The sequence below is a fragment of the Halomonas alkalicola genome (genome assembly GCF_030704205.1).
GTDB lineage: Bacteria > Pseudomonadota > Gammaproteobacteria > Pseudomonadales > Halomonadaceae > Halomonas > Halomonas alkalicola.
Window position 1 is genome coordinate 1,445,245 of the sequence record NZ_CP131913.1, and the last position, 25,683, is coordinate 1,470,927.

A 25,683-nucleotide genomic window follows, 5' to 3' on the forward strand; every position below is an offset into this window, starting at 1 on the left:
CGTCATGCCTTCGTGCAGCCTCGGGCCGTCACGAATACTCCAGATGAAAGCGGTGCGAGAGGCGCTGCTTGAAGTCCTTGACGATATGCAGCGCCTCGCGCAGCAGGTCGCGCTCCAGCGAGGAGAGCTCCTGTACCACCACGCGGTCGGGCTTGCGCTCGCCACCGCTGTCCAGATGGGCGAGCTGCTGCTTGAGGCGCAGCTCGGTGAACAGCGACAGCGCCTCGCCGAGGTCCTCGGCGAAGCGCGGCTCCAGGCGGCCGTCCGCCGCCAGGGCATCCAGCCGCTCCAGGGTGGAGGTCGGCCGGATGCGCCGCTCCAGGGCCATCACCCGCACCCCGTGAACGATGGGGAAGATGCCGCCCTTCTTGATGTCGATGCCATGCTGGGGCCGCTTGAGCGAGCCGAACAGGGTCAGCGGCGTGGAGAAGCGCAGGATGGTGCGGGCGAAGTAGGAGAGCAGCAGCTCGTCGCCGGAGCAGCGCGCGAACAGCTCGTCACGCACCCGGTCGAGCAGGGCCGGGTTACCGGCCACCGCATGGGAGTCGAGCATGATCGCCAGCTTCATCAGGCTGTCGCCGTCCCGCTTCTCGGCCCAGCGGGCGATGCGCTCGCGCCACTGGGTCACGGTGCCGACCCACTCGGGGTTGGAGACCATGATGTTGCCGGGACAGGGCGGGTAGCCCAGCTCGATCAGGGTCTCGGTGAGCCGCTGCATCTGCTCGGCGCAGCCGGGCCACTCCAGGTCGTCGGTCAGGATCAGGCCGTTGTCCTGGTCGGTCTTGAGGATCTGCTCGCCGCGCCCCTCGCTGCCCATCACCATCAGGCAGCTGTCGCGGTGGTAGCGTTCGTCGACCAGGAAGCCCCAGGCCTTGTGCATGATCCGTCCGTTGAGCGCCGCCAGCAGGCCCATGGCGAAGCGCAGCTTGACCCCCTGGGCCATCAGCGCCTTGACCAGCTCGGGCGTGCGGCGACTGGCGGCGGCCAGGGCCTCGAGGCTCTCGGCCTGCTCGACCTGCAGGCTGACCACGTAGCTGCGGCTCGAGAAGTAGCTGAGCACGTCGGTGAGCTCGACGACCCCCACCGGCACCCCCTTCTCCACCACCACCACCCGCTCCACCTTGTGGCGGGTCATCACCACCAGCGCCTCGAACAGGTACTGCCCCGGCCCCACCGTGATCAGCTCGGCGCTGCCGATCCCGTCCAGGGCACTGTCACGGTCGCGCTCCTCCACCACCAGGGCGTTGAGCAGGTCGGTCTTGGTGATCATGCCGGGGCCGGCGTCACCCGCCACCAGCAGGCTGTCGGCATGGCGCTCGTTGATGGTGGTCACCGCCTCGGCAATGGTCGTGGCGGCCGGCACGATCAGCGGCTCACGCATGCACTCGTCGACCCGGGCCAGCATGAAACCGGCCATGGTCACCCCGCCTTCGGCGCGCTGCTCGGTAAGCAGGCGCGCCTTGTGGGCCAGGGTCTGGCGGAAGAACTCCGCGAAGGGGGGACAGTCATCGCAGAGCTCGAGGAAGAGCGCCTTGGGCAGCAGGTAGCAGAGGCTCTCCTGCTCGGCACGGAAGCGGTAGCGGCTCTTGCCGTTGAGGATGCTGATGGCGCCGAAGAGGTCGCCGCGGGTGTAGTGGCCGATGCGCGAGCGGGCCGCGGGCAGGGTGGGGTCGACTTCCGCCACCTCCCCCTTGTGGATCAGGAAGAGGTTCTCACCGGCCTGCCCCGTTTCGAGGATGATCTCGTCGCGATCGAAGTAGGCCAGGTCCACGCCCTGGCGAACCCGCTCGCGGCCTGCCTCGTCGAGCAGGGTGAACGGCGGTTGGGAAAGATCGACCTCGACCATGGCGCAGACCTCGCGGGCGGCATCCCGACTCGGGCCTCCCTGTCGCGCCACCGCCAGCAGGCGATCGACAGACGAGGGGGCCGGAGAGGAAAACGGCGTTGTGGCCGCCACCAGATGATTGTTGGGGTTGTTGTTGGGTCTCGTAGGACTGGTGGCAGCATAGCAACCTCCCTGTCGCCCTTATAAGCTAGACGATCGTCTCCCCCTTTGGCCCCCTATACGATCGTCCAAGCCTCGCCCGCGAACGCAGCGACCCTGCGACTTTGGTCTTCCTCCGCCTCCTTAGACGATCGTCCAAGCCGTGTCGCGCCCGCCCCCGACCGCCCCTCTCACACCCCCTATACCATCGTCCTAACCTGGCTGACGTACCTCGTGTAACTCAGCAGAAACACGCCCCCATCCTTTTGATTGACAAGGATTCGTTGACACCGCATTGAATCGTATTTGTAACTATTCAGCACCGGTTGGCTGAGTCGGGGCTTCTTGCTGCATGAAGGCTGGCACCTCCCCCGCAAACAGTTGCTCCAGTGCGGTATGCGCCGCTACCCCTTGCTTGACGGCGGTCGAGAGAAAGCTACGCATGCGGCAGAAGATCTCAGCACCCTCCCAGGAGCGGAAACAGCCCGAGATTTTCTGCTGGACCTTGGTCATTCGCAGATCGCGCTCCCCCTGGTTGTTGGTGAAGGGAGCGGCAGGGTCGTCGAGGAAGCGCAACACGTCGTCCTCGTACGCCTGGAGGCGTTCCAGGAGGTTGCGCGACTTGGTGCGCTTGGCCCGGCCTCGCGTTCCAGGTGGCGGTTTTCACCGGCGGGGGGCACTCGGCGTCCCCTTTCGCCAGGCAATCTCGATAGCGCTGCCGCCAGGCTCGGGTCTCATCGGCCGAGAGGCAGCCGTCGGCCACCTCCACGGCGCGATGCATCTCCAACAACAGGTCATGCAAGGCCTTGGCCCATGCCTGGCCATCGTTCTCCCAGGCCGCTGTCAGCTCCCGAAGGTGGTGCGCATTACAGAGCGCGTGCCGGCAATCCGGATAGCGGTAGTAGTAGGGCTTCCAGTGATCATGCACCAGCACGCCACGCACGAAGGGCAATACGCCGATGGCGTCCATCGCTTCCTGGCCGCGCTTGGGGTGCGGGGCCAACCAGGTCAGGGCCTCGTTGGAGGCGCTGTGTAGCCAGTAGCGTTTGCCACCGACCTGCATTCCGGTTTCATCGGCATGGACGGTGGCTGCTTCACGTAGCGCCGGGATCACCCACTCGGCGAACGCCTCGGCCCGCTGGTAGGCCTCCTGGTTGAAGGCGAACAGGGTGCCGGTGCTCAGCGACAGGCCGCACTGCGAGGTGAGCAACTCGCGGATACGCGCATAGGGCAACAGCTGATACTGGGAGAGATAGACGACATGCGCCTTGAGGCGAGGGCCATACTGGATGGGGCGAGTCACGCCCTCGGGGAATGGCGCCACGTAGCGTTGCCCCTGATCATCTTCGAGGACCTCAGCCTGATATTCGGTGACCACGGCCTGGATTACGATGTCCTGCACTTGGCGCGTTTCGACGCCGACCGGGCGGTAAGAACGCCCCTTGGGGAGTTGCCGACGATCGACACGGAGCTTGACCACCTCGTCGGGGTCCGTCACCGGCGCCAACGTCTTACCCTCATGCCCTGGCTGTCCGCCGGGGCGCCGCTCGCCTTTGGCGCGCGAGCGGCGCTGGCGATTGGGATCCTGGGACGGTGGCTTGCTGCTGTTGCGGCTACTGGTGGCCAGGCGATCGGCCATGAGCTTGACCAGCAGCATCAGCACATCGATGGCGGCACGCAGCGACGGCGAGACCGTCTGGTCTTCCTTGAGCTGCTGCCGGACCCGCTCCAGGGCCTCGTCGACGTTGATATCGCTGATGGTCATATCACCGCATAGGTGTGCCGAATGATGCTGTGCACTATGCCAGAAAAATCAGCTGGTTGGCGATACCCCATCCGCAGCCACCTGAATAGTTACTCGTATTTTTCTCATGATACGAAAGTCTGGGATTCATTTTTGACACTCATTGCCCACTATCCACCATGCATCATGCAGGGCAATCGCACGACAACGATGCCTGCCGACACCGGCGAGATACGGGCCACCGGCCCTCTCACAGTCGGGATCTACCCCAAGGCTCGCAACGGCCTGACACAAGACATGCGATTGCCCTGGTGACCCGCAACCGACAGACCCCCAGTTCCCAACCCCACCAATAACAAGTGGAGAACACGACAATGGCAGAAGAGAAAGTCGATTCGTCCGAATACTGGAAGGCGAACGTACGCCTGATCACGGGATGCCTGATCGTCTGGGCCTTCGTCTCCTACGGCATGGCGATCCTGTTCCGGCCCCTGCTCTCCGGCATTCCCGTGGGCGGCACCGACCTGGGCTTCTGGTTCGCCCAGCAGGGCTCCATCCTCACCTTCATCGTGCTGATCTTCTTCTACGCCTGGAAGATGAACAAGCTCGATCAGAAATTCGGTCTGGGGGAGTAAGCCAGCATGAGCCAATTTGCCATCAACCTGCTGTTCGTAGGGGCCTCCTTCGCCCTCTACATCGGCATTGCGATCTGGGCCCGAGCGGGCTCCACCAAGGACTTCTACGTGGCGGGCGGCGGCGTCCACCCGATCACCAACGGCATGGCCACCGCCGCCGACTGGATGTCCGCGGCGTCGTTCATCTCCATGGCCGGCCTGCTGGCCTCCGGCGGCTACGCCAACTCGTCGTTCCTGATGGGCTGGACCGGCGGCTACGTGATCCTGGCCATGCTGCTCGCGCCCTACCTGCGCAAGTTCGGCAAGTTCACCGTGCCGGACTTCATCGGTGACCGCTTCTACAGCAAGGCGGCGCGCCTGGTGGCCGTCATCTGCCTGATCGTGGCCTCCGTGACCTACGTCATCGGCCAGATGACCGGCGCCGGCGTGGCCTTCTCGCGCTTCCTCGAGGTCTCCAACACCTGGGGCATCTGGATCGCGGCCTTCATCGTGTTCCTCTATGCGGTATTCGGCGGCATGAAGGGCATCACCTACACCCAGGTGGCCCAGTACATCGTGCTGATCATCGCCTACACCATCCCGGCGGTGTTCATCGCCTTCCAGCTGACCGGCAACCCGATCCCGATGTTCGGCATGTTCAGCACCCACACCGAGTCCGGCGTGCCGCTGCTGCAGAAGCTCGATGACGTCGTGGTCGCCCTGGGCTTCCAGGACTACACGGCCGACGTCGACAACAAGCTCAACATGGTGCTGTTCACCCTGTCGCTGATGGTCGGTACCGCGGGCCTGCCCCACGTCATCATCCGCTTCTTCACCGTGCCGAAGGTGGCCGACGCTCGCTGGTCTGCCGGCTGGGCGCTGGTCTTCATCGCTCTGCTCTACCTGACCGCACCGGCCGTGGGCTCCATGGCGCGCCTCAACCTGATGACCACCGTCTATCCGGAGATGACCGGCCAGGTCGAGGACTACGAGTCCGCCGCCGCCGAGCCGATCCTCTACGAGGACCGTCCCGAGTGGTTCCGCACCTGGGAAGACACCGGCCTGATCACCTTCAACGATCTCAACAACGACGGTCGCATCCAGTTCTACAACGATGCCAACCCGGAGTTCGACGAGGTCGCCGAGCGTCGCGGCTGGGCAGGCAACGAGCTGTCGGTCAACAACGACATCCTGGTACTGGCCAACCCCGAGATCGCCAACCTGCCCGGCTGGGTCATCGGCATGATCGCCGCCGGCGGTATCGCGGCCGCCCTCTCCACCGCCGCGGGCCTGCTGCTGGCCATCTCCTCGGCCATCAGCCATGACCTGATCAAGACCATGATCAACCCCAAAATCACCGAGAAGGGCGAGATGCTGGCGGCGCGGATCTCCATGGGCGGTGCCATCCTGCTGGCCACCTACCTGGGCCTCAACCCGCCGGGCTTCGCCGCCCAGACGGTGGCCCTCGCCTTCGGTATCGCCGGCGCCTCGCTGTTCCCGGCACTGATGATGGGGATCTTCTCCAAGCGGGTGAACAACGTGGGTGCGGTTGCCGGCATGCTGACCGGTCTGGTCGCCACCCTGCTCTACATCTTCACCTACCTGGGCTGGTTCTTCATTCCGGGCACCAACATGCTGCCCAACACCCCGGACAACTGGATCATGGGCATCTCCCCGCTCTCCTTCGGCGCGGTGGGTGCGATCATGAACTTCGCGGTTGCCTTCGCACTCTCCAGTGTCACCCAGGAGCCGCCGCAGGAGATCCAGGACCTGGTGGAGAGCGTGCGCTATCCCAAGGGTGCTGGCACTGCCATCGACCACTAAGCCATAATGGCCCCTGGCCCGGCTCGCCGGGCCAGTCATTCTCCACCGATCGGGCTTCCCTAGGGAAGCCCGATCGCTTTGAGCAAGGACACTTCATGATTTGGCACTTGATCGCGGCGATCTTCGCCGGCCTCGGCGCCGCCGGCATCGGCATGCTGCTGCGCATGGCCAGCGGCAAGCGCCTGCCGACCTGGATCATCCCGGTGTTCGGCGGCCTGGGCATGCTCGGCTACCAGATCCACTACGAGTACTCCTGGTTCAGCCACAAGCAGGCACAGCTGCCCGCCACCGCCAGCGTGGTGGCGGTGGAGCACGGCTCGATGTTCTGGCGCCCCTGGACCTACGCCTTCCCCATGGCCAACGCCTTCAGCGTGGTGGACCGCGACAGCATGGCCGAGCGCGATGCCAACGGCGAGCGGCTGGTCGAGTACATCCGCTACCGCTTCGAGAAGCAGCACGTGGACCTGGTCACCCACCAGGCCTGGCTGATCAACTGCGACACCCGCGAGACCCTGCCGCTGATCGGCGAGGAACGCCGGCCGCGTTTCGAGGCGATGCGCACCCTCGACGAGGATGATGCCCTCTATCGGGCGCTCTGCCAGGAGACCTGAGGCCCGCCGCCTGCCTTCCCGGGGCACATTGCCCTAGAATGGGCGCCAGACCCGAGGGAGGAACCCCATGTTCTCAGGCTGGCTGCTGGTTGCCATATTGCTGCTCTACATCGCCGTGCTGTTCGGCATCGCCTGGCGTGGCGATCGCCGGGCCAAGGAGCACGGCGCCAGCCATCGCCGGCCCATCATCTACAGCCTGGCGCTGGCCATCTACTGCACCTCCTGGAGCTTCTACGGCGCCGTCGGCCAGGCCGCCACCGGCGGCTGGTCCTTCGCCAGCATCTACGTGGGGCCGATCCTCACCTTCCTGCTGTTCTGGCCGGTGCTGGCCAAGATGATCCGCGTTGCCAAGCACCAGAACGTCACCTCCATCGCCGACTTCATCGCCTCGCGCTACGGCAAGACCCAATCCCTGGCGGCCTTCGCCAGCCTGGTGGCGCTGATCGGCGCCCTGCCCTACATCGCCCTGCAGCTCAAGGCGGTCTCCACCTCCTTCAGCGTGCTCACCGCGGCCGGTGACCCCACCCACACGCCGCTGTTCGCCGACACCGCCTTCTACGTGGCGGTGGTGATGGCCGCCTTCGCCATCCTCTTCGGCACCCGGCACACCGACGCCACCGAGCACCACGAGGGGCTGATCCACGCCGTGGCCTTCGAGTCGCTGGTCAAGCTGCTGGCCTTCATGATCCTCGGCGCCTACGTCACCTGGGGCATGTTCGGCGGCCTCGGCGAGCTCTTCGCCCAGGCCGAGGTGCAGCTGGAACTGCAGCGCCAGCTGGCCCAGCAGGACTTCGGCCAGAGCTTCTGGGCCCAGACCCTGTTGGCGATGCTGGCGGTGCTCTGCCTGCCCCGCCAGTTCCACGTGGCGGTGGTGGAGAACACCCACCGAGACGATGCCGCCAAGGCGCGCTGGCTCTTTCCCCTCTACCTGGTGCTCTTCGCCTTCTTCGTGCTGCCGCTGGCCGCCGCCGGCCTGACCCTGTTCGCCGACAGCGGCATCGAGCCGGACACCTACGTGCTGGCGCTGCCCATGGCGGCGGGCAGCGAGTGGCTGACCCTGCTCACCTTCATCGGCGGCTTCTCGGCGGCCACCGGCATGGTGATCGTGGCCGCGGTGGCGGTCTCGATCATGATCTCCAACGAGATCGTCATCCCGGCGCTGTTCCGGCTGCGCTGGTTCGACACCAAGGCCCGCGACTACGGTCGCCTGGTGCTGCGCGCCCGGCGGCTCACCATCGTCGCGGTGCTGGCCATGGTCTATGGCTTCTACCAGCTGATCGGCGAGTTCACCTCGCTGGCTTCCATCGGCATGCTCTCCTTTGCCGCCGCCGGCCAGTTCGCCCCGGCGCTGATCGGCGGGCTCTACTGGAAGCGCGGCAACCGCCTGGGGGTGATCATCGGCATGAACGCCGGCTTCGCCATCTGGGTCTACAGCCTGCTGATGCCGGCGATGATCACCGCCGGGGTGCTGCCGGCCCACTGGCTCGACGGCGGCCCGCTGGGGGTGAGCTGGCTGTCGCCCACCTCGCTGTTCGGCCTCAATGTGGGCGACAGCTTCACCCATGGCGTGATGCTCTCGCTGGGCATCAACCTGTTCTGCTACATCTTCGTCTCCCAGATCACCTCCCAGCGGGTGGTGGAGCGCATCCAGGCCTCGCTGTTCGTGGACAGCGTGGAGACCCGCCAGACCTCGGTGAACCGCCCGTGGACCGGGGCCACCACGGTGGGCGACCTCAAGGTGCTGTGCGAGCGGTTCCTGGGCGCCGGCCAGGTGCAGCGCGCCTTCGACGACTACGCACGGCGCAGCGGCAAGCCGCTGGAGGATGGCACCCGCGCCTCCATCGACGTGATCCAGTTCACCGAGCGCTTCCTGGCCTCGGTGCTCGGCGCCTCCTCGGCACGCATCGTGGTGAACTCGGCGCTGCAGGGCCGCGGCATCGGCATCTCCGACGTGATCTCCATCGTCGACGAGGCCTCCCAGGTGCTGGAGTTCAACCGCGCCCTGCTCCAGGCCACCATCGAGAACATCAACCAGGGCATCAGCGTGGTGGACCAGAACCTGCGCCTGGTGGTGTGGAACCAGCGCTACCTGGAGCTGTTCCGCTTCCCCGACCACCTGATCCGGGTCGGCGCGCCGATGGACAAGATCTTCCGCTACAACGCCCACAACGGCGAATACGGCCCCGGCGACCCCGAGGAGCACGTCCAGCTGCTGCTCGACAACATCCGTGAGGGCCAGCCCCACCGCTACGTGCGCTACCGCCAGGACGGCAGCGTGCTGGAGGTGCAGGGCAACCCCATGCCCGGCGGCGGCTTCGTCTACACCTACCAGGACATCACCCAGCAGAAGCGCATCGAGGAGGCGCTGATCCGCTCGGAGAACAACATCCGTATCTACACGGACAACGTGCCCGCGCTGATCGCCTACTTCGACAAGGAGTGCCGCTACCTCTTCACCAACCGCGCCTACGAGCAGGCCTTCGGCATCGATCGCAACGCGGTGATCGGCAAGCGGGTCCAGGACGTGGTGCCGCCGGAGATGGCCCGCGAGCGCGAACCCTGGATCGAACGGGCGCTGGCCGGCGAGCGGGTCAGCTTCGAGGTGTCGATCCGGCTGCCCGAGGGGCGCCGCTACATGCTGGTGACCTATACCCCCCACTTCGGCGACAGCGGGGCGATCCTGGGCTTCTTCGCCCTCTATCAGGACATCACCGAGCGGCGCCTGGCGGAGATCGCCCTCAAGGAGACCAACGAGACCCTGGAGGAGCGGGTCCGCGAGCGCACCCAGGCGCTCTCCGAGGCCAACGCCGCCCTGCGCCAGGAGAACCGCGTGCGCGCCGAGGCCGAGCTGGCGCTGCGCCAGGCCAAGCAGCTGGCGGAGGACGCCAACGCCTCCAAGACCCGCTTCCTGGCCGCCGCCAGCCACGACCTGCTGCAGCCGCTCAACGCCGCCCGGCTGTTCACCTCGGCGCTCTCCCAAGAGATGGAGCCCGCGACCATGCAGCGCACCATCGGCCATATCGACAACTCGCTGCAGGCCGCCGAGGAGCTGCTCGGCACCCTGCTCGATATCTCCAAGCTCGATGCCGGTGCCCTCCACCCCCCCCCCGGCGCAGCCACTTCGCGCTGGCCGACATCTTCCGGCCGCTGCGCGCCGAGTTCGAGGTGATGGCGGAGGACCGCGGCCTCGACCTGATGGTGGTGCCGACCCGGGCCTGGGTCGACAGCGATGCCCAGATGCTGCGCCGGATCATCCAGAACTTCCTCTCCAACGCTATCCGCTATACCCAGGAGGGCCGCGTGCTGCTGGGCTGCCGTCGCCGCGGCGACCGCCTCTCCATCCAGGTGTGGGACTCGGGCCCCGGCATTCCCGAATCCAAGCAAGCGGAGATCTTCCAGGAGTTCCGCCGCCTCGACCAGGCCTCGCGCCACAAGGAGAGCGAGAAGGGGCTGGGGCTCGGGCTCTCCATCGCCGACCGCATGAGTCGGGTGCTCGACCACCCCATCACGGTGCGCTCGAAGGAGGGCTCGGGGACCATGTTCTCGGTCAGTGTGCCGATGGTGGCGGCGCGCAGCGAGGCACAACAGGCCGAGGAGGCCGCCTCGCCCAAGCGCGCCGGCAACAAGCTGGTCGGCACCCGGATCCTCTGCATCGACAACGAGACCCTGATCCTGGAGGGCATGAAGGCGATGCTCTCCGGCTGGGGCTGCGAGGTCTTCACCGCCACCAGCATCGGCGGCGCCAAGTCGGTGCTGCGCCACCTCGATGGGGACCCCGACGCGATCCTGGCCGACTACCACCTGGACAACGAGGTGACCGGCCTGATGGCGCTGGAGGCGCTCTCCGAGCGACTGGAGGGCGCGGTGCCGGGGATCGTGATCACCGCCGACCGCACCGAGGAGGTCGCCGAGGAGATCCGCCGTGCCGGCTACCAGCTGCTGCTCAAGCCGGTGCGCCCCGCCGCCCTGCGCGCCCTGCTCACCCGCACGCTTCAGGCCAGCCGAGCGGCGCAGTAGTCGCGCCCCCTGAACGCAAAAAACCCACCAAGCGGTGGGTTTTTTGCGTTTCCTTGGCGCCTGGCGTCAGGACTCCACCTTCGGCGGCTCCACCTCGAGCTTCTGGGCGGCGATCACCGCCTGGGTGCGGGAGTGCACGCCGAGCTTGCGCAGGATGGCGGTGACGTGGGCCTTGATGGTGGCCTCGGAGACGCTGAGCTCATAAGCGATCTGCTTGTTGAGCAGGCCCTCGGTGAGCATGTTGAGCACGCGGAACTGCTGCGGGGTCAGCGAGGCGATCGCCTCGGCGAACTTCGTCTCTTCCTCGTTGGCCTCGCCCATGGCCGCGGCCAGTTCGGCGGGCAGCCACACCTCGCCGTCGAGGATCTCGCCCACCGCCTCGGCGATCAGCTGCAGCGAGGAGGACTTGGGGATGAAGCCGGAGGCGCCGTAGTCGATGGCGCGGCGCACCACATAGGGCTCGTCGCTGCCCGAGACCACCGCCACCGGGATATCCGGGGTCTGGCCGCGCAGCTGGATCAGGCCGGAGAAGCCGTGGGCGCCGGGCATGTGCAGGTCGAGCAGGATCAGGTCGGCATCCGGATGGCGGGTGACCACCTCGGCGGTCGCCTCCATGGTGTCGGACTCGACGATCTCGGCCTGGGGGGCCAGCTGACGCAGCGCCTGGGTGAGGGCTGCGCGGAACAGCGGATGGTCATCGGCGACGATGAATTTCTGGGCAAAGGCCATGGATTCTCCTCCGGTTCCTCTGGCAGCGGGCATCGTCCGCCACTCGGGCTCTTGTATGACTGTGGGGCATGTTACCCCATGGCAGAGCCGATTCCCAAGCGCTCCGGCCACATTGTCGACAACATTGACCAACGGATCAAAAAAGCCGGCCACGAAGGCCGGCTCGACGGTACAGCGCTGGCGCGAAAATCAGCGCACGGCGCGGTTCTCGATCAGGTCATCCACCACGCTCGGGTCGGCCAGGGTGCTGGTATCGCCCAGGCCGTCGCACTCGTTGGCGGCGATCTTGCGCAGGATGCGGCGCATGATCTTGCCGGAGCGGGTCTTGGGCAGGCCCGGGGCCCACTGGATGACGTCGTCGGGCGACGTCGGGCGAGGCGATCGGACCGATCTCCTTGCGCACCCACTGGGTCAGCTCCTTCTTGAGCTCGTCGGTGGGCTCCACGTCGCCGGTCAGGGTCACGTAGATGTAGATGCCCTGGCCCTTGATGTCGTGGGGGAAGCCCACCACGGCGGCCTCGGCCACGGCCTCGTGGGCCACCAGCGCCGACTCGATCTCGGCGGTGCCCATGCGGTGGCCGGAGACGTTGATCACGTCGTCGACGCGGCCGGTGATCCAGTAGTAGCCATCCTCGTCGCGGCGGCAGCCGTCGCCGGTGAAGTAGACGCCCTTGTAGGTGGAGAAGTAGGTCTGGATGAAGCGCTCGTGGTCACCCCAGATGGAGCGCGCCTGACCCGGCCAGGAGTCGGTGATCACCAGGTTGCCGTCCACGGCGCCCTCGAGGGTGTTGCCCTCGCTGTCGTAAAGCGCCGGCTGCACGCCGAAGAACGGCAGGGTGGCGGAACCCGGCTTGAGCGGGGTGGCACCGGGCAGCGGCACGATCATGATGCCGCCGGTCTCGGTCTGCCACCAGGTGTCGACGATCGGGCACTTCGAGTTGCCGATCACTCGGTAGAACCACTCCCAGGCCTCGGGGTTGATGGGCTCGCCCACCGAGCCGAGGATGCGCAGGGTGTCGCGCTGGCTGGAGTCCATCACGCTGTCGCCGTGGGCCATCAGGGCGCGGATGGCGGTGGGCGCGGTGTAGAGGATGTTGACCTTGTGCTTGTCGACGATCTCGCCCATGCGGCCATGGGTCGGATAGCTCGGCACGCCCTCGAACATCAGGGTGGTGCCGCCGTTGGCCAGCGGGCCGTAGACGATGTAGCTGTGGCCGGTGACCCAGCCCACGTCGGCGGTGCACCAGTAGATCTCGCCGTCCTGGTAGTCGAAGACGTACTGGTGGGTGAGGCTGGCGTAGACCAGGTAGCCGCCGGTGGTGTGCTTGAGGCCCTTGGGCGCGCCGGTGGAACCGGAGGTGTAGAGGATGAAGAGCGGATCCTCGGCGTTCATCTCCTCGGCCGGACAGTCGGTGGACTGCTTGTCGACCAGGTCGCCGTACCAAACGTCACGCCCTTCGTTCCACTCGATCTCGCCGCCGGTGCGCTTGACCACCAGCACGTTCTGGCACACCTCGGTGCCCTTGCGGGTCAGGGCCGCATCGACGTTGTCCTTGAGCGGCACGTGCTTGCCACCGCGCACGGACTCGTCGGCGGTGATCACCAGCTTGGAGCTGGCACCGATCACGCGCTGGGCCAGTGCATCCGGGGAGAAGCCGCCGAACACCACGGAGTGCACCGCCCCGATGCGGGCACAGGCCAGCATGGCCACGGCGGCCTCGGGGATCATCGGCATGTAGAGGGTGACCACATCGCCCTTGCCGATGCCCAGCTCCTTCAGGGCATTGGCCAGCTGGCAGGTACGCGCGTGCAGCTCGCGGTAGCTGATGTGGGCGGACTCATCGGGCCTGTCGCCTTCCCAGATGATGGCGGTCTGGTCGCCGCGGGTTTCCAGGTGGCGATCGAGGCAGTTGGCGCTGGCGTTGAGGGTGCCGTCCTCGAACCAGCGGATGTCCACGTTGTGCGGATCGAAGCTGGTGTGCTTGATCTTGGTGGGCGCCTTGACCCAGTCGATGCGCTTGGCCTGCTCGGCCCAGAAGGCATCGGGGTCGTCCACGGACTGCTGGTACATCGCCTCGTACTTCGCCTTGTCGGCCCAGGCCTTGGCGGCGATGTCGTCGCGCACCGGATAGACGTTCTGCTGATCGCTCATGGAAGTGCCTCTGTCCTTGGGATGGCCCCGTCAGGTGAGTGATGCCGGGCAACCGTACGTTGGGATTGTGTGGGGACGCCCGACGCCATTTAAGGTGGACTCAGCATACTCTCGCCCGGCGCCACTTCCCCTTAGACATTGGTATGAACAATTTTCTTTTTAAAAACATAATGTTAGACGGCACTTTCAAACACCTCCAGGCCAAGATAGACCAAGGTCTGAGCGCAGTGGCGGCAGCGATAACGCTGCCCCTGCCGGGCCAGCGCATGGCGACGAGCGCTGAAGGCATGCTCGCGGCAATCACAGGCGTAGCGGTGGGGCGCCGGGCTCGCCCGGCCGGTATCGAAGCGGTGGGTAGTGCGGGGCGCCAGGCCGAACAGCTCGCGCATCACCGTCTGCCACTCGCGGCCGTGGGGGCGTACCCGGGGGCCATCTTCCAGGTGGTGAACGAGCCAGTGAGCCATCTCGTGGGGCACCACCTCGACCAGGAAGTCGAGGCGGTTCTCGGCATAGAGCACCGGATTGAAGCGCAGGCCGCCGCGGCCGAAGTGGGCCTGGCCGGCACACTTGCCCCGCAGGTCGCACCATACCGCCGGGCGCGGCAGCGTTGGATGCACCTCGCAACAGAGCCGCCAGGCGGCGTCCACCCGCGCGTGCAGGGCAGCCAGCAGCGCCTCGCGGTCGAGGGCCGCGACGCGGTCGGGATCCGGGGTGGGCAGCGCGGGTCGTTTCATGGGGTGCTAGAATGGCCTCTCGCCCGCCAGGCGTAAAGCGCCCTTCCTGCCCTCCTGTCCGTGAGAGTGACGATGTCCGACACCCCCCAGCCCGAACCCCTGCTCGACGATGCCGAGCTCGACCGTCTGGATGACTTCCTGGCCTCCGAGCGGGTCGGCGAGGATGCCCTGGACCTGATCGGCAGCCATGGTTTCCTGGTGGCCCTGGCGGTGGCGCCCTGCGAGGCGGACCCGGCCGCCTGGGTGGCAGAGCTGTTCCAGGGCGAACCGGAGTTCCATGACGCCAGCGAGCGCGAGGAGATCCTCGGCCTGCTCGACCGGCTGCGCCGCAACGCCATCGCCGCCCTGGAGCAGGGGCTCCTGCCGGAGCTACCCTTCGAGCTCACCCTGGACGACCTGCCCGCGGAGGAGACCCCCATCGGTGACTGGTGCGCCGGCTTCATGGAGGGGGTCTTCCTCGACGAGGCCGCCTGGTTCGAGGAGGACGAGGAGGCCGCCGCCACCCTGCTGCTGCCCTTCATGGCCCTCTCGGGGCTCTTCGACGACGAGCCCGACATGGCCGAGTTCATCGGCGACGGCTCCCGCCTGGAGGCGCTGGTGCGCCAGCTCCCCGAGCTGGTGCTGGACCTCTACCTGCACTACCGGGTGCCGCCGGAGACCCCCAAGCCGATGCCGCGCAAGAAGAAGCCCGCCGGCAAGGGGCGCCGGCGATAGCGAGTGCTACCGCAGCCGCGTCAGCAGGCCATCCAGGCTGCCGAACAGCCACTCCTTGAATCGCTGCCAGCGCGGGCGCCGGGACCAGGCCTCGCGGTCGATCTCGTGGCTGGCGGCAAAGTTGCGCTCGAACATCTCGGCCACCTCGGCCGCCAGGCGCCGGTCGGCCACCTCCTGGTTGGCCTCCAGGTTCCAGTGCAGGCTCCAGTGGTCGAAGTTGCAGGAGCCCAGACTGACCCAGTCGTCGGCCAGCGAGAACTTGGCGTGGATGAAAGTGGGCTGGAACTCGTGAATGCGCACCCCGGCCCGGAGCAGCCGACCGTAGAAGCGCTGGCCGGCGTAGCGGACCCCAGGGTGGTCATGGGCTTCACCGGGCAGCAGCAGGCGCACGTCAACGCCGCGGCGTGCCGCCCGGGCCAGGCGCAGGCGCAGGCTGAAGGTGGGCACGAAGTAGGGGGTGCAGATCCAGATGCGCTTGCGTGCCCCGGAGACCTGCCGATAGAGCGAATGGCGTATCGCCTGGTAGCGATAGCCCTGCCCCCACACCACCCGCCCAGTCATGCCCCGGTAGCCCTCTGCCTGGCGGGTCTCGGTCACCAGCCCATGCACCAGTCCCGTGGCCCCGCTGCCCCGGGTCAGCGGCGAGTCCCACAGCCGGCAGAACAGGCGCACCCAGTCGGCCACCACCGGCCCCTCGATGCGCAGGGCCACCTCGTACCAGGCGTCGAGGAACTCGTCCACGGCGCCGAAACCGCCGGTGAAGGCGACCCGGCCATCCACTACCACCAGCTTGCGATGGTCCCGGGTCAGGTTGCGGGCCAGGGAGTGGAAGCCCAGCGGGTTGAAGAAGCGCAGCGCCACACCGCCCGTTTCCAGGCGCTCGCGATCCTCACCGGAGAGCCCCATGGCACCGTAGCCATCCAGCAGCAGCAGCACCGCGACGCCGCGCTCTGAGGCCTTCACCAGGGCGCCGATCAGCGCCGAGGCCAGCCGTCCCGACTCCATCAGGTAGAGCTCGATCAGGATCGACGACTCGGCGCGCTCCAGCGCCTCGAACATGGCCGGCAGGAAACGGCTGGCCTCGGGCAGCAGCTCGAAGTGGTTGCCGTCTCTCCAGATCCCGTGCATGGCTGACTCCCTGTCCTGGGCGGCGGGCCTGACCCGAGGCCTTCCCGGAGACTATACTGGCCTTTTCTTCCCCTTTCCTGCGTCGGGGCAAACGGATGGCCTTGCGTCACCAACTCACCCCCCCCCTGCGCGCGCTGATGACCCGGCTGCTCGCCGCCTGGGTCCGGCCGCGCCTGATCGAGCCCGCCCCGGACGCGCTGACGCTCGAGCCGGCTGTTCGACCCGGCCCTGCGCCATCGGCTGCAGCTGGTGACGCGCCAGGCCTGATGGCTCAGTCCGCCTTGAGCGCCCGGTGCACGTAGAGGTCGTAGCGGCTGGTCTTGCCCTCGATCACGTGGCGCGGGGCCGGCCCCGCGATGGGGGGCGCCTTGCGCGGGCGCTTGACCACCACCCGGTGGGTAGCCACGTCCAGGGCCGCCTCCAGCAGGCGCGGGGCGTCCGCATCGTCACCGGCCAGGGTGCGAAACAGCCGCATCTCCTTCTTGACCAGCGCCGACTTGTCGCGATGGGGGAACATCGGGTCGAGGTGGATCACCTGGGGCGCGACGTCCGACCCGGCCACCAGGGCCGCGAGCGCGGCGGCCGCATCCCCATGCACCAGGCGCATGCGCGCGGCGATCTCGGCGGTCTCGGCGTCCGCCCGGGCGCGGGCCAGGCCGTCCTCGAGCAGGGCGAAGATCGCCGCCACCCGCTCCACCAGCAGCACCGGCGCGCCGAGGCTCGCCAGCACGAAGGCATCGCGCCCCAGGCCCGCCGTGGCGTCCACCACCGAGGGGGTCACCCCCTGGGAGAACCCGCAGGCCCGGGCGATGAGCTGGCCGCGCCCGCCGCCGAAGCGACGTCGATGAGCCGCCTTCCCGGAGGTGAACTCCACCGCCAGCGGATGACCGTAGCGCTTCTCGTCGCCGGCCAGCACCAGGCGACCGTCGCGCCGCTCGAGATGAAGCTCGGCCTCGCCCTCGACGGGCAGCCCCAGGCGCTCGGCCAGAGCGGCCAGCGCCTCGCCACGCACCGCCACCGGCGGCAGCGCGCTCACCTGGCCTTCTTCCAGGCCACCTCGTTGCGCAGGTAGACCGGCTGCACCAGGTGGGCCGGCTGCCCGCCCCCCGCCTCCAGCTCGGCCATGGCCAGCAGCGCCATCTCCTCGGCAGCGGCCTCGGCCTCAGGCAGGCGCTGGCTCATCCCCGCCTGCACCTCGACGGGCATCTGCTCCCAGAGGCCCCAGCCGGAGCCGATGCCGACCCAGTCGTGGTCGTCGTGACCAGCCGGCAGGCGCAGCCGCTCAGGAGGCATCACGGCCTCCTCGAGGAGGGGCTCCGGCAGGCCGTCGCGGCACTGCCAGGCGGCCACGTAGATCTCGCCCATGCGCGCATCCAGGGCGGTGACCAGCCAGCGGAAGTGATGGCGACGGTGAGCGCCCAGCGCCAGGGCCGCCAGGGTGGAGACCCCGATCAGGGGCCGATCGAGCCCGTAGGCGAGCCCCTGGGCGGCCCCGGCGGCGATGCGCAGGCCGGTGAAGGAGCCGGGGCCGCGGCCGTAGGCCACCGCGTCCAGCGCCGAGGGGGCAATGCCGGCCTCGGCCAGCACCTCATCGACCATGGGCAGCAGGCGCCGGGTATGCTCGCGTGGCGTCATCTCGAAGCGGGAGAGCAGTTCGTCCTCGGCGCCCGCGCGGCGGCGCAGCAGGGCGGCCGAGCAGGCGCTCGAGGAGGCATCCAGGGCCAGCAGGATCGACATGGCAGCACCATCGCAGGGGAGAAAGGTGGCGGACATTATACGCGCCGGGGCCACAAACGACGATGGCCCGCCGAGGCGGGCCATACAGATTGCAGCCTTCTACACAGGGGCGCCGGGAAAGCCCCGCGCCGACAGCAGGGTTGATCAGCCCTCGAGGGCCTTGAGCACCTGCCCCTTGATATCGTCGACGCTGCCGATGCCTTCCACCCGGTGGTAGGTCGGGGCGAGCGCCGGCTCCTGCTCGGCCCAGGCCTGGTAGTAGTCGACCAGCGGCGCGGTCTGCTCGTGGTAGACCGCCAGGCGGTTGCGCACGGTGGATTCGCGGTCGTCGTCGCGCTGGATCAACGCCTCGCCGGTGACGTCATCCTTGCCCTCTTCCTTCGGCGGATTGTACTCGACGTGGTAGACGCGGCCGGAGCCCGGGTGCACGCGGCGGCCGGCCAGGCGCTTGACGATCTCCTCGTCCTCCACGGCGATCTCCAGCACGTGGTCCAGCTTGACGCCGGCTTCCTTCATGGCGTCGGCCTGGGGCAGGGTGCGCGGGAAACCGTCGAACAGGAAACCGTTCTCGCAGTCGGGCTGCGCGATCCGCTCCTTCACCAGGGCGATGATGACGTCGTCGGACACCAGGCCACCGCTGGTCATGATCTCCTTGACCTTGACCCCCAGCTCGCTGCCCTCCTTGACCGCGGCGCGCAGCATGTCGCCGGTGGAGATCTGCGGAATATTGAAGCGCTCGCAGATGAACTGGGCCTGGGTGCCCTTGCCGGCACCCGGGGCGCCCAACAGGATCAAACGCATGTTGTTGTCCTCAATTACAAGTGGCTGTCAGTAGTGAAGAAATGGTTGGAGGGGAACGATAACCGTGGCCCGGGTCGGGCACAAGCGCCACCCCCTGGCGCGCCCCGGCCTTCACCCGGAAAATCGTTGAAGATCAACCGCCTCGGGCCGAATAGCACTTTGGTCTGGCGACCCCTGCACCGCGTCCGCCAGGCCCGTGCGCGCCCAAAGGACGACGGCGCCCGAGGGCGCCGTCGTCAGGTGGCCGAAGCCTCCGGGCAGGGCCCGGCCGGGGTCACAGCAGCAGGCGACGGATATCGCTCAGCAGCTGGGCCAGCAGCGCGGTGAAGCGCGCCGCGTCGGCCCCGTTGACCGCCCGGTGGTCGTAGGAGAGCGACAGCGGCATCATCAGCCGCGGCTCGAAGGCCTTGCCGTCCCACACCGGCTTCATCGACGCCTTGGAGACGCCGAGAATGGCGACCTCCGGAGCGTTGACGATGGGGGTGAAGGCGGTGCCGCCGATGGAGCCCAGGCTCGAGATGGTGAAGCAGCCACCGGTCATCTCCTCGCGCTTGAGCTTCTTGGTCTGCGCCTTCTTGGCCAGCTCCACCGACTCCTTGGCCAGGTCGATCAGCGACTTTTTATCGGCATCGCGGATCACCGGCACCATCAGGCCGTCCGGCGTGTCCACGGCGATGCCGATGTGCACGTACTTCTTGTGCACCAGGGTCTCACCGTCGCTCTTCAGGCTGACGTTGAACTGCGGGTACTGGCGCAGGGCGAAGGCGCACGCCTTGATCAGGAAGGGCAACGGCGTGAGCTTGGCGCCCTGGGCCTCTGCCTCGGCCTTCATGGACTTGCGGAAGGCCTCCAGCTCGGTGATGTCCGCCTCGTCGAACTGGGTGACGTGGGGCAGGTTGACCCAGCTGCGGTGCAGGTTGGTGGCGCCCATCTTCATCAGGCGGCCCATGGGCTTCTCTTCCACCTCGCCGAACTGGCTGAAGTCCTGGTCCGGAATCGGCGGAATCCCGCTGCCCGCGGCCGCCGGCGCGGCGGCCTGGGCCTTGCCCTGGCTGGCCATCACCTGCTTGACGTAGGCGTGGACGTCCTCCTTGAGCACCCGCTCCTTCGGGCCGCTGGGCCTGACCAGGCCGAGGTCGACGCCGAGCTCCCGGGCCAGCATGCGCACCGCCGGGCCGGCGTGGACCAGCTTGGCATCGCGAGGCTTGTGGGCGGCCATCTGGGCCTCGGGGCTCGGCGTGCCGGCCGGGGTCGGCGCGGGCTTGTCGGCCCTGGGCGTCTCGGCCCTTGACGGCTCCTTGGCCGGCGCCTTGGGTGCCGGCTTGCTCCCCGCCACCTCCATGTAGCCGATCAGGTCACCCTCGGAGACGGTGTCGCCCTCCTTGACGGTGAGCTCGAGCAGCCTGCCCTTGAAGGGGCTCGGCACGTCCATGGAGGCCTTGTCGGACTCCAGGGTGATCAGCGGATCTTCCTCGTTGACCTCGTCGCCGGCGGCGACGGCGATCTCGATGATCGGCACGTCACTGGAGCCGGAGAGGTCCGGGACGCGGATCTCGCGGCGCTCGGGCTCGCCGGAGGCGGCGGCCTCTTCCTGCTCGGCGGCAGGCTCGGGCTCGGGCGCGGCAGGCTCGGGCTCGGCGGGGGCCGGCTCGGAGTTTCCTCCCTCGCCGGCGATCTCCATGGTGCCGATGACGTCGCCCTCGGAGACGGTATCGCCCTCCTTCACCGTCAGCGACACCAGCCGGCCGGCGTGGGGGCTCGGCACGTCCATGGAGGCCTTGTCGGACTCCAGGGTGATCAGGGTCGCCTCTTCCTCGACCTCGTCGCCCACGGCCACGGCCACCTCGATGATCTCCACATTGTCGGAGCCACCCAGGTCGGGCACCTTGATCTCCACGGTGCGCTTGCCGCCACCGCCGGCCTTGGCCGCGGGCTTCTGGGCGGCGGGCTCGGCGGCCTTCTCGGGGGCAGGCTCGGCCTTCGCCGGGGCCTCGCTCTCGCCACCGCCGCCCTGGCCACCGCCGGCACCCTCGACCTCCAGCTCGACGATCTCGTCGCCTTCGGAGACGGTGTCGCCCTCCTTCACCAGCACCCGGATGACCTTGCCGCCCTTGGGCGAGGGCACATCCATGCTGGCCTTGTCGGACTCCAGGGTGATCAGGGTGTCCTCGGCGGCGATCACGTCACCTTCGGACACCGCGATCTCGATGATTTCGACATCCTCGCTGCCGCCGATGTCGGGAACTTTGATGATTTCGCTACTCAAGGTCGCGCTCCTTCAAACTCGTGCCTGGGGCGGGCCCGCGGGCCCGCCGCTCGCGGATCAGTCGGTCAGCGGGTTGGGCTTGGACGGGTCGATGCCGTACTTCTTCAGGGCCTCGCCCACCACCTTGCGATCCAGTTCGCCACGCTCGGCCAGCGCCTTGAGGGCCGCCACGGTCACGAAGAATCGATCGACCTCGAAGAAGTGGCGCAGCTTCTGGCGGGTATCGGAGCGGCCGTAGCCGTCGGTGCCCAGCACGTGGTAGTCGGTCGGCACCCAGGCACGCACCTGATCGGCGAACAGGCGCATGTAGTCGGTAGAGGCGATGGCAGGCCCGGTGCGCCCTTCCAGGCAGCGAGTCACGTGGGGCTTGCCCGGCTCCGCCTCGGGGTTGAGGAAGGCCTCGCGATCCAGCGACAGCGCCTCGCGGCGCAGCTCGTTGAAGCTGGTCACGCTCCAGATATCGGCGCCCACGCCCCAGTCGTCGCGCAGCAGCTCGGCGGCGGCCTCGACCTCGCGCAGGATGGTGCCGGAGCCCAGCAGCTGGACGCGGCCCTTGTCACCCTCGGTCTCGCGCAGCAGGTACATGCCCTTGACGATGTCGTCGACGGGGACCTCGGCGAGCTCGGGGTGTTCGTAGTTCTCGTTCATCACCGTCAGGTAGTAGAAGCAGTTCTCCTTGTCGGCGAACATGCGCTTCAGGCCATCCTGGACGATCACCGCCACCTCGTGGGCATAGGTCGGGTCGTAGCTGCGGCAGTTGGGGATGGTGGAGGCCTGCAGGAGGCTGTGGCCATCCTGGTGCTGGAGGCCTTCGCCGTTGAGGGTGGTGCCCCCCGCGGTACCGCCGACCAGGAAGCCGCGCGCCTGCAGGTCGCCGGCCGCCCAGGCCAGGTCGCCGATGCGCTGGAAACCGAACATCGAGTAGTAGATGTAAAAGGGCAGCAGCGGCAGGTTGTGGTTGCTGTAGGAGGTGGCCGCGGCGATCCACGCCGACATGGCGCCGGCCTCCGTGATGCCCTCCTCGAGGATCTGGCCCTTCTTGTCCTCGCGGTAGAACATGATCTGGCCCTTGTCCTGGGGCTCGTACTTCTGGCCTTCGGAGGTGTAGATACCGAGCTGGCGGAACATCCCCTCCATGCCGAAGGTACGCGCCTCGTCGGGCACGATGGGCACCACCTGCTTGCCGATCTGCTTGTCCTTCACCAGGCCGTTGAGGACACGCACGAAGGCCATGGTGGTGGAGACTTCACGCCCCTTGGAGCCACCCATCTGGGAGGCGAAGGTCTTGTCCTCCAGGGCGGGGATCGGCAGGGCCTCGAAGTCGCTGCGGCGCTGCGGCAGGTAGCCGCCCAGGCGCTCGCGCTGGAGGTGCATGTAGCGCAGCTCCGGGGAGTCATCGGCCGGCTTGTAGTAGGGGACTTCCTTGAGCTGCTCGTCGGTGAGCGGAATGCCGAAGCGGTCGCGGAATTTCTTCAGCGCCTCGAGCTCCATGCTCTTGACCTGGTGCGCCTCGTTGGCCGCCTCGCCGTCGCCGCTGCCCATGCCGTAGCCCTTGACGGTGTGCGCCAGGATCACGGTGGGTCGACCATTGGCGTTCTGGGTGGCCTGGTGGTAGGCCGCATAGACCTTGAACGGGTCGTGGCCGCCACGGTTGAGCTTCCAGATGTCCTCGTCGGACATGTCCTTGACCATCTCGGCGGTCTCGGGGTACTTGCCGAAGAAGTGCTTGCGGGTATAGGCGCCGTCGTTGGCCTTGTAGTTCTGGTACTCACCGTCGACCGACTCGTCCATGATCTTCTGCAGCACGCCCTTCTTGTCCTTCTCGAAGAGCGGATCCCACAGCCGACCCCAGACCACCTTGAGCACGTTCCAACCGGCGCCGCGGAAGACGCCCTCGAGCTCGTCCATGATCCGCGAGTTGCCGCGCACCGGGCCGTCGAGGCGCTGCAGGTTGCAGTTGATGACGAAGATCAGGTTGTCGAGCTTCTCGCGGCTGGCCAGATGGATGGCGCCGAGGGACTCGGGCTCGTCGCACTCGCCGTCGCCCATGAAGCACCAGATCTTGCGATCGTGCATGTCCTTCATTTCACGTGAGTGCAGGTACTTCATCACGTGTGCCTGGTAGATGGCCTGGATCGGCCCGAGGCCCATGGAGACGGTGGGGAACTGCCAGAAGTCCGGCATCAGCCAGGGGTGCGGATAGGATGACAGGCCGTCACCGTCCACCTCCTGGCGATACTTGTCCATCTGCTCCTCGGTCAGGCGGCCTTCCAGGTAGGCGCGGGCGTAGATGCCCGGCGCCACGTGGCCCTGGATATAGACCAGGTCACCCTCGAAGTCGCCGTTGGGGGCGCGGAAGAAGTGGTTGAAGCCGACGTCATAGAGGGTCGCCGCCGACATGAAACTGGCGATATGGCCGCCCAGCCCCGGATTGGCGCGGTTGTTGCGGATCACCTGGGCGATGGCGTTGTAGCGGATCAGGGAGCGGATCTTGCGCTCCATGAACAGATCGCCCGGCATCGGCGCCTCGCGGTGCACCGGGATGGTGTTGCGGTGGGGCGTGGTTGCCGAGAAGGGAGCCTGGGTCCCGTCGCGGCGCAGGCGATCCGCCAGGCGTGTCAGCAGGAACCGGGCGCGTTCCTCGCCCTCGCGATCCAGCACCGACTCCAGGGATTCCAGCCACTCCGTGGTCTCGACCGGATCGAGATCCTCTCTTGCCTCCAGACTCATATGACGTCTCTCCAAATGACGATAGGGTGTCGTGCGCCCCGCAATACGGCGATCGCGACGGCCTCTCTTCTGGAGAGGCGCATCCACCGTGCGCAGGGATTTGTGTAGTAGTTTTACAAGACGACGCGATCGATCTGCCGTTGGTAGCCGAAAGATACCGCAAACACCCGCGAGTGCCAATTAGTGATTAAATGGAAACTTATTCCATAGACGCGACATTGCACCGCAGCACAAGGGGTTGCCGCACTCTGCGCGACGCCACCCCGGGCAATAACAGCCACTTGTAGCCGAACTACCGTTTGATTATCGACACTCTCAAAAAGGGTCGACGCCAGCGGGCCGGGAAGCGAAATGTTCGTTGCTTTCCGTGCATTGCAGTGCCAACCGCTGCCGGAAGAAGGCCCAGTCGAAGGCCGGGCCGGGGTCGGACTTGCGCAGCGGCGCCACCCGGGCGTGGCCGGTGATGCGCGTCTCGTCCAGCGCCGGATAGGCGGCCAGGAGCTCGGCCACGACCCGCGCCAGGGCGCGATACTGGGCCAGGGCGTAGGGCGAGACCTCGTCGCCCTCGAGCTCGATGCCGATGGCGAAGTCGTTGAGCGCCGTGCGTTCCCGCTCGCCGTCGCGCCAGCGGGAGCGCCCGGCGTGCCAGGCGCGGCGATCGAAGGGCACGAACTGGACGCACTCGCCGTCGCGGCGAATCAGCAGGTGGGCGGAGACCCGCAGTTGGTGGATCTCGGCGAAGAAGGGGTGGGCCGCGGGGTCCAGGCGGTTGGTGAAGAGGCGCTCGATATGCTCGCCGCCGAACTCGCCGGGCGGCAGGCTGATGGAGTGGAGCAGAAGCAGCGACACCTCACCGTCGGGTCGCTCATCGCAGTTGGGTGACGGCACCCGCCGCGCGCCCTCAAGCCATCCCCGTGTGATCGGCATTGCTCTCCCCTGACGTGATCGGCATGGATTCCCTATAATGGACGCCTCCGCTCACCTCGGCCACCCCGCGCCGGCTGCCACCCCAAGAGTGCCCCGCATGGACTACCAGGACGCCCTGCCCTACCACGACACGCTCAGCGACGAGATCCGCGACCGCCGCCGCCGCCGCCGCCCGCCTGCTGGCCGAGGACGTCGGTTCCGGCGACATCACCGCCCGACTGATCCCCGCCGAGGCGACGGCGCGGGCCCGGGTGATCACCCGCGAGGCCTGCGTGCTGTGCGGCGTGGCCTGGGTCGAGTCGCTGTTCGCCCGACTCGACCCTGCCGTGACGCTTCGCTGGGGCGCCGCCGATGGCGACCGCCTCGAGGCCGGCCAGGCCTTCCTGGAGCTCGAGGGCCCTGCCCGCAGCCTGCTGACCGGCGAGCGTGCGGCGCTGAACCTGCTGCAGACCCTCTCCGCCACCGCCACCCGCACACGCCACTGCGTGGATCTGATCGCGGGCACCGGCGTGCGCCTGCTCGACACCCGCAAGACCCTGCCGGGGATGCGCCTGGCCCAGAAGTACGCGGTGACCTGCGGCGGCGGCCACAACCACCGCATCGGCCTGTGGGATGCCTTCCTGATCAAGGAGAACCATATCGCCGCCTGCGGCGGCATCGTGGCGGCCGTCCGCGAGGCACGCGACATCGCGCCCGAGGCGCCGGTGGAGGTGGAGGTGGAGACCTTCGAGGAGCTGGAGCAGGCGCTGGCGGCGGGGGCCGATATCATCATGCTGGACAATTTCAGCCTCGACGAGATGCGCGAGGCGGTCCGGCGCACCGCCGGGCGGGCGACCCTGGAGGCCTCGGGCAACGTCGACGAGAGCACCCTGCGCGCCATCGCCGAGACCGGCGTGGACTGCATCTCCAGCGGCGCCCTTACCAAGGACGTCAAGGCCATCGACCTCTCGATGCGGATCATCGACTGAAGG

General features: G+C 67.5%; 15 protein-coding genes and 3 pseudogenes. 6 read left to right on the plus strand and 12 right to left on the minus strand.

Annotated features, from left to right (window positions below):
* Window positions 1-28: 28 nt before the first annotated feature.
* Together B6N23_RS06870 and tnpC are read right to left on the minus strand one after the other, a co-directional pair.
* Entirely contained in the window at window positions 29-1,846 is a 1,818-nt protein-coding gene (locus B6N23_RS06870) for a putative nucleotidyltransferase substrate binding domain-containing protein (protein ID WP_305503142.1), read from the minus strand.
* Between the two features lie 450 nt (window positions 1,847-2,296).
* Window positions 2,297-3,749 (minus strand): annotated as a pseudogene (tnpC, locus tag B6N23_RS06875) (IS66 family transposase).
* A 353-nt stretch (window positions 3,750-4,102) separates the two neighbouring features.
* On the opposite strand from tnpC, the gene B6N23_RS06880 reads away from it, so the two are divergent.
* The 4 genes and pseudogenes from B6N23_RS06880 to B6N23_RS06895 all read left to right on the plus strand — a co-directional run bounded on the left by B6N23_RS06880 (window position 4,103) and on the right by B6N23_RS06895 (window position 10,794).
* Window positions 4,103-4,363 carry a DUF4212 domain-containing protein gene (locus tag B6N23_RS06880; RefSeq protein ID WP_119021982.1) on the plus strand — a complete coding sequence of 87 codons (261 nt, stop codon included), beginning with the start codon at window positions 4,103-4,105 and terminating at the stop codon, window positions 4,361-4,363.
* Between the two features lie 6 nt (window positions 4,364-4,369).
* A complete protein-coding gene (locus B6N23_RS06885) occupies window positions 4,370-6,166 on the plus strand; it encodes a sodium:solute symporter family protein (protein WP_305503145.1) in 1,797 nt (598 codons plus the stop codon).
* Between the two features lie 95 nt (window positions 6,167-6,261).
* Window positions 6,262-6,777 carry a hypothetical protein gene (locus B6N23_RS06890; protein ID WP_110068471.1) on the plus strand — a complete coding sequence of 172 codons (516 nt, stop codon included), beginning with the start codon at window positions 6,262-6,264 and terminating at the stop codon, window positions 6,775-6,777.
* Between the two features lie 67 nt (window positions 6,778-6,844).
* Window positions 6,845-10,794 (plus strand): annotated as a pseudogene (locus B6N23_RS06895) (hybrid sensor histidine kinase/response regulator).
* 66 nt (window positions 10,795-10,860) lie between these two features.
* Here the strand turns inward: B6N23_RS06895 and B6N23_RS06900 are convergent.
* The 3 genes and pseudogenes from B6N23_RS06900 to B6N23_RS06910 all read right to left on the minus strand — a co-directional run bounded on the left by B6N23_RS06900 (window position 10,861) and on the right by B6N23_RS06910 (window position 14,409).
* Window positions 10,861-11,523, minus strand: coding sequence for a LuxR C-terminal-related transcriptional regulator (locus B6N23_RS06900; RefSeq protein ID WP_119021986.1), 663 nt, complete (start codon window positions 11,521-11,523; stop codon window positions 10,861-10,863).
* A 189-nt stretch (window positions 11,524-11,712) separates the two neighbouring features.
* Window positions 11,713-13,675: pseudogene (gene acs / locus B6N23_RS06905) on the minus strand (acetate--CoA ligase).
* 173 nt (window positions 13,676-13,848) lie between these two features.
* Window positions 13,849-14,409 carry a SprT family zinc-dependent metalloprotease gene (locus B6N23_RS06910; protein ID WP_305503147.1) on the minus strand — a complete coding sequence of 187 codons (561 nt, stop codon included), beginning with the start codon at window positions 14,407-14,409 and terminating at the stop codon, window positions 13,849-13,851.
* 72 nt (window positions 14,410-14,481) lie between these two features.
* Between B6N23_RS06910 and B6N23_RS06915 the strand changes: the two genes are divergently transcribed.
* The gene (locus B6N23_RS06915) at window positions 14,482-15,123 is read left to right on the plus strand and encodes a YecA/YgfB family protein (protein WP_302141088.1); all 642 of its coding nucleotides are present in this window, start codon (window positions 14,482-14,484) and stop codon (window positions 15,121-15,123) included.
* 6 nt (window positions 15,124-15,129) lie between these two features.
* Here the strand turns inward: B6N23_RS06915 and B6N23_RS06920 are convergent, their stop codons facing one another.
* The 7 genes from B6N23_RS06920 to ampD form a co-directional block, all read right to left on the minus strand.
* Window positions 15,130-16,251 (minus strand): phospholipase D-like domain-containing protein, encoded by a 1,122-nt coding sequence (locus B6N23_RS06920; RefSeq protein ID WP_305503150.1) that lies wholly within the window; start codon window positions 16,249-16,251, stop codon window positions 15,130-15,132.
* A gap of 271 nt (window positions 16,252-16,522) precedes the next feature.
* Entirely contained in the window at window positions 16,523-17,227 is a 705-nt protein-coding gene (locus B6N23_RS06925; RefSeq protein WP_379686813.1) for a class I SAM-dependent methyltransferase, read from the minus strand.
* Between the two features lie 56 nt (window positions 17,228-17,283).
* The gene (gene tsaB, locus B6N23_RS06930; RefSeq protein WP_302141081.1) at window positions 17,284-17,988 is read right to left on the minus strand and encodes a tRNA (adenosine(37)-N6)-threonylcarbamoyltransferase complex dimerization subunit type 1 TsaB; all 705 of its coding nucleotides are present in this window, start codon (window positions 17,986-17,988) and stop codon (window positions 17,284-17,286) included.
* A gap of 144 nt (window positions 17,989-18,132) precedes the next feature.
* Window positions 18,133-18,789: an adenylate kinase gene (adk, locus tag B6N23_RS06935; RefSeq protein ID WP_119021992.1), complete on the minus strand. Its 657-nt coding sequence runs from the start codon at window positions 18,787-18,789 to the stop codon at window positions 18,133-18,135.
* A gap of 274 nt (window positions 18,790-19,063) precedes the next feature.
* On the minus strand, window positions 19,064-21,055 hold the full coding sequence (gene aceF, locus B6N23_RS06940) for a pyruvate dehydrogenase complex dihydrolipoyllysine-residue acetyltransferase (RefSeq protein WP_305503153.1): 1,992 nt from the start codon (window positions 21,053-21,055) through the stop codon (window positions 19,064-19,066).
* Window positions 21,056-21,112: 57 nt separating this feature from the next.
* Window positions 21,113-23,785 carry a pyruvate dehydrogenase (acetyl-transferring), homodimeric type gene (gene aceE, locus B6N23_RS06945; RefSeq protein WP_305503155.1) on the minus strand — a complete coding sequence of 891 codons (2,673 nt, stop codon included), beginning with the start codon at window positions 23,783-23,785 and terminating at the stop codon, window positions 21,113-21,115.
* A 315-nt stretch (window positions 23,786-24,100) separates the two neighbouring features.
* Window positions 24,101-24,712 carry a 1,6-anhydro-N-acetylmuramyl-L-alanine amidase AmpD gene (gene ampD / locus B6N23_RS06950; RefSeq protein WP_305503157.1) on the minus strand — a complete coding sequence of 204 codons (612 nt, stop codon included), beginning with the start codon at window positions 24,710-24,712 and terminating at the stop codon, window positions 24,101-24,103.
* A gap of 176 nt (window positions 24,713-24,888) precedes the next feature.
* Here ampD and nadC point away from each other — a divergent pair, with 176 nt between their 5' ends.
* A complete protein-coding gene (nadC, locus tag B6N23_RS06955; RefSeq protein ID WP_439649841.1) occupies window positions 24,889-25,680 on the plus strand; it encodes a carboxylating nicotinate-nucleotide diphosphorylase in 792 nt (263 codons plus the stop codon).
* Window positions 25,681-25,683 lie beyond the last annotated feature (3 nt).

What these genes read in the sequence shown, in the direction of transcription:
- B6N23_RS06915 (WP_302141088.1), top strand. Translation starts at nt 14,482, where the DNA reads ATGTCCGACACCCCCCAGCCCGAACCCCTGCTCGACGATGCCGAGCTC.
- tsaB (WP_302141081.1), bottom strand. Translation starts at nt 17,988, where the DNA reads ATGTCGATCCTGCTGGCCCTGGATGCCTCCTCGAGCGCCTGCTCGGCC.
- B6N23_RS06920 (WP_305503150.1), bottom strand. Translation starts at nt 16,251, where the DNA reads ATGCACGGGATCTGGAGAGACGGCAACCACTTCGAGCTGCTGCCCGAG.
- B6N23_RS06880 (WP_119021982.1), top strand. Translation starts at nt 4,103, where the DNA reads ATGGCAGAAGAGAAAGTCGATTCGTCCGAATACTGGAAGGCGAACGTA.
- ampD (WP_305503157.1), bottom strand. Translation starts at nt 24,712, where the DNA reads ATGCCGATCACACGGGGATGGCTTGAGGGCGCGCGGCGGGTGCCGTCA.
- aceE (WP_305503155.1), bottom strand. Translation starts at nt 23,785, where the DNA reads ATGAGTCTGGAGGCAAGAGAGGATCTCGATCCGGTCGAGACCACGGAG.
- B6N23_RS06885 (WP_305503145.1), top strand. Translation starts at nt 4,370, where the DNA reads ATGAGCCAATTTGCCATCAACCTGCTGTTCGTAGGGGCCTCCTTCGCC.
- adk (WP_119021992.1), bottom strand. Translation starts at nt 18,789, where the DNA reads ATGCGTTTGATCCTGTTGGGCGCCCCGGGTGCCGGCAAGGGCACCCAG.
- B6N23_RS06890 (WP_110068471.1), top strand. Translation starts at nt 6,262, where the DNA reads ATGATTTGGCACTTGATCGCGGCGATCTTCGCCGGCCTCGGCGCCGCC.
- B6N23_RS06870 (WP_305503142.1), bottom strand. Translation starts at nt 1,846, where the DNA reads ATGGTCGAGGTCGATCTTTCCCAACCGCCGTTCACCCTGCTCGACGAG.
- B6N23_RS06910 (WP_305503147.1), bottom strand. Translation starts at nt 14,409, where the DNA reads ATGAAACGACCCGCGCTGCCCACCCCGGATCCCGACCGCGTCGCGGCC.
- B6N23_RS06900 (WP_119021986.1), bottom strand. Translation starts at nt 11,523, where the DNA reads ATGGCCTTTGCCCAGAAATTCATCGTCGCCGATGACCATCCGCTGTTC.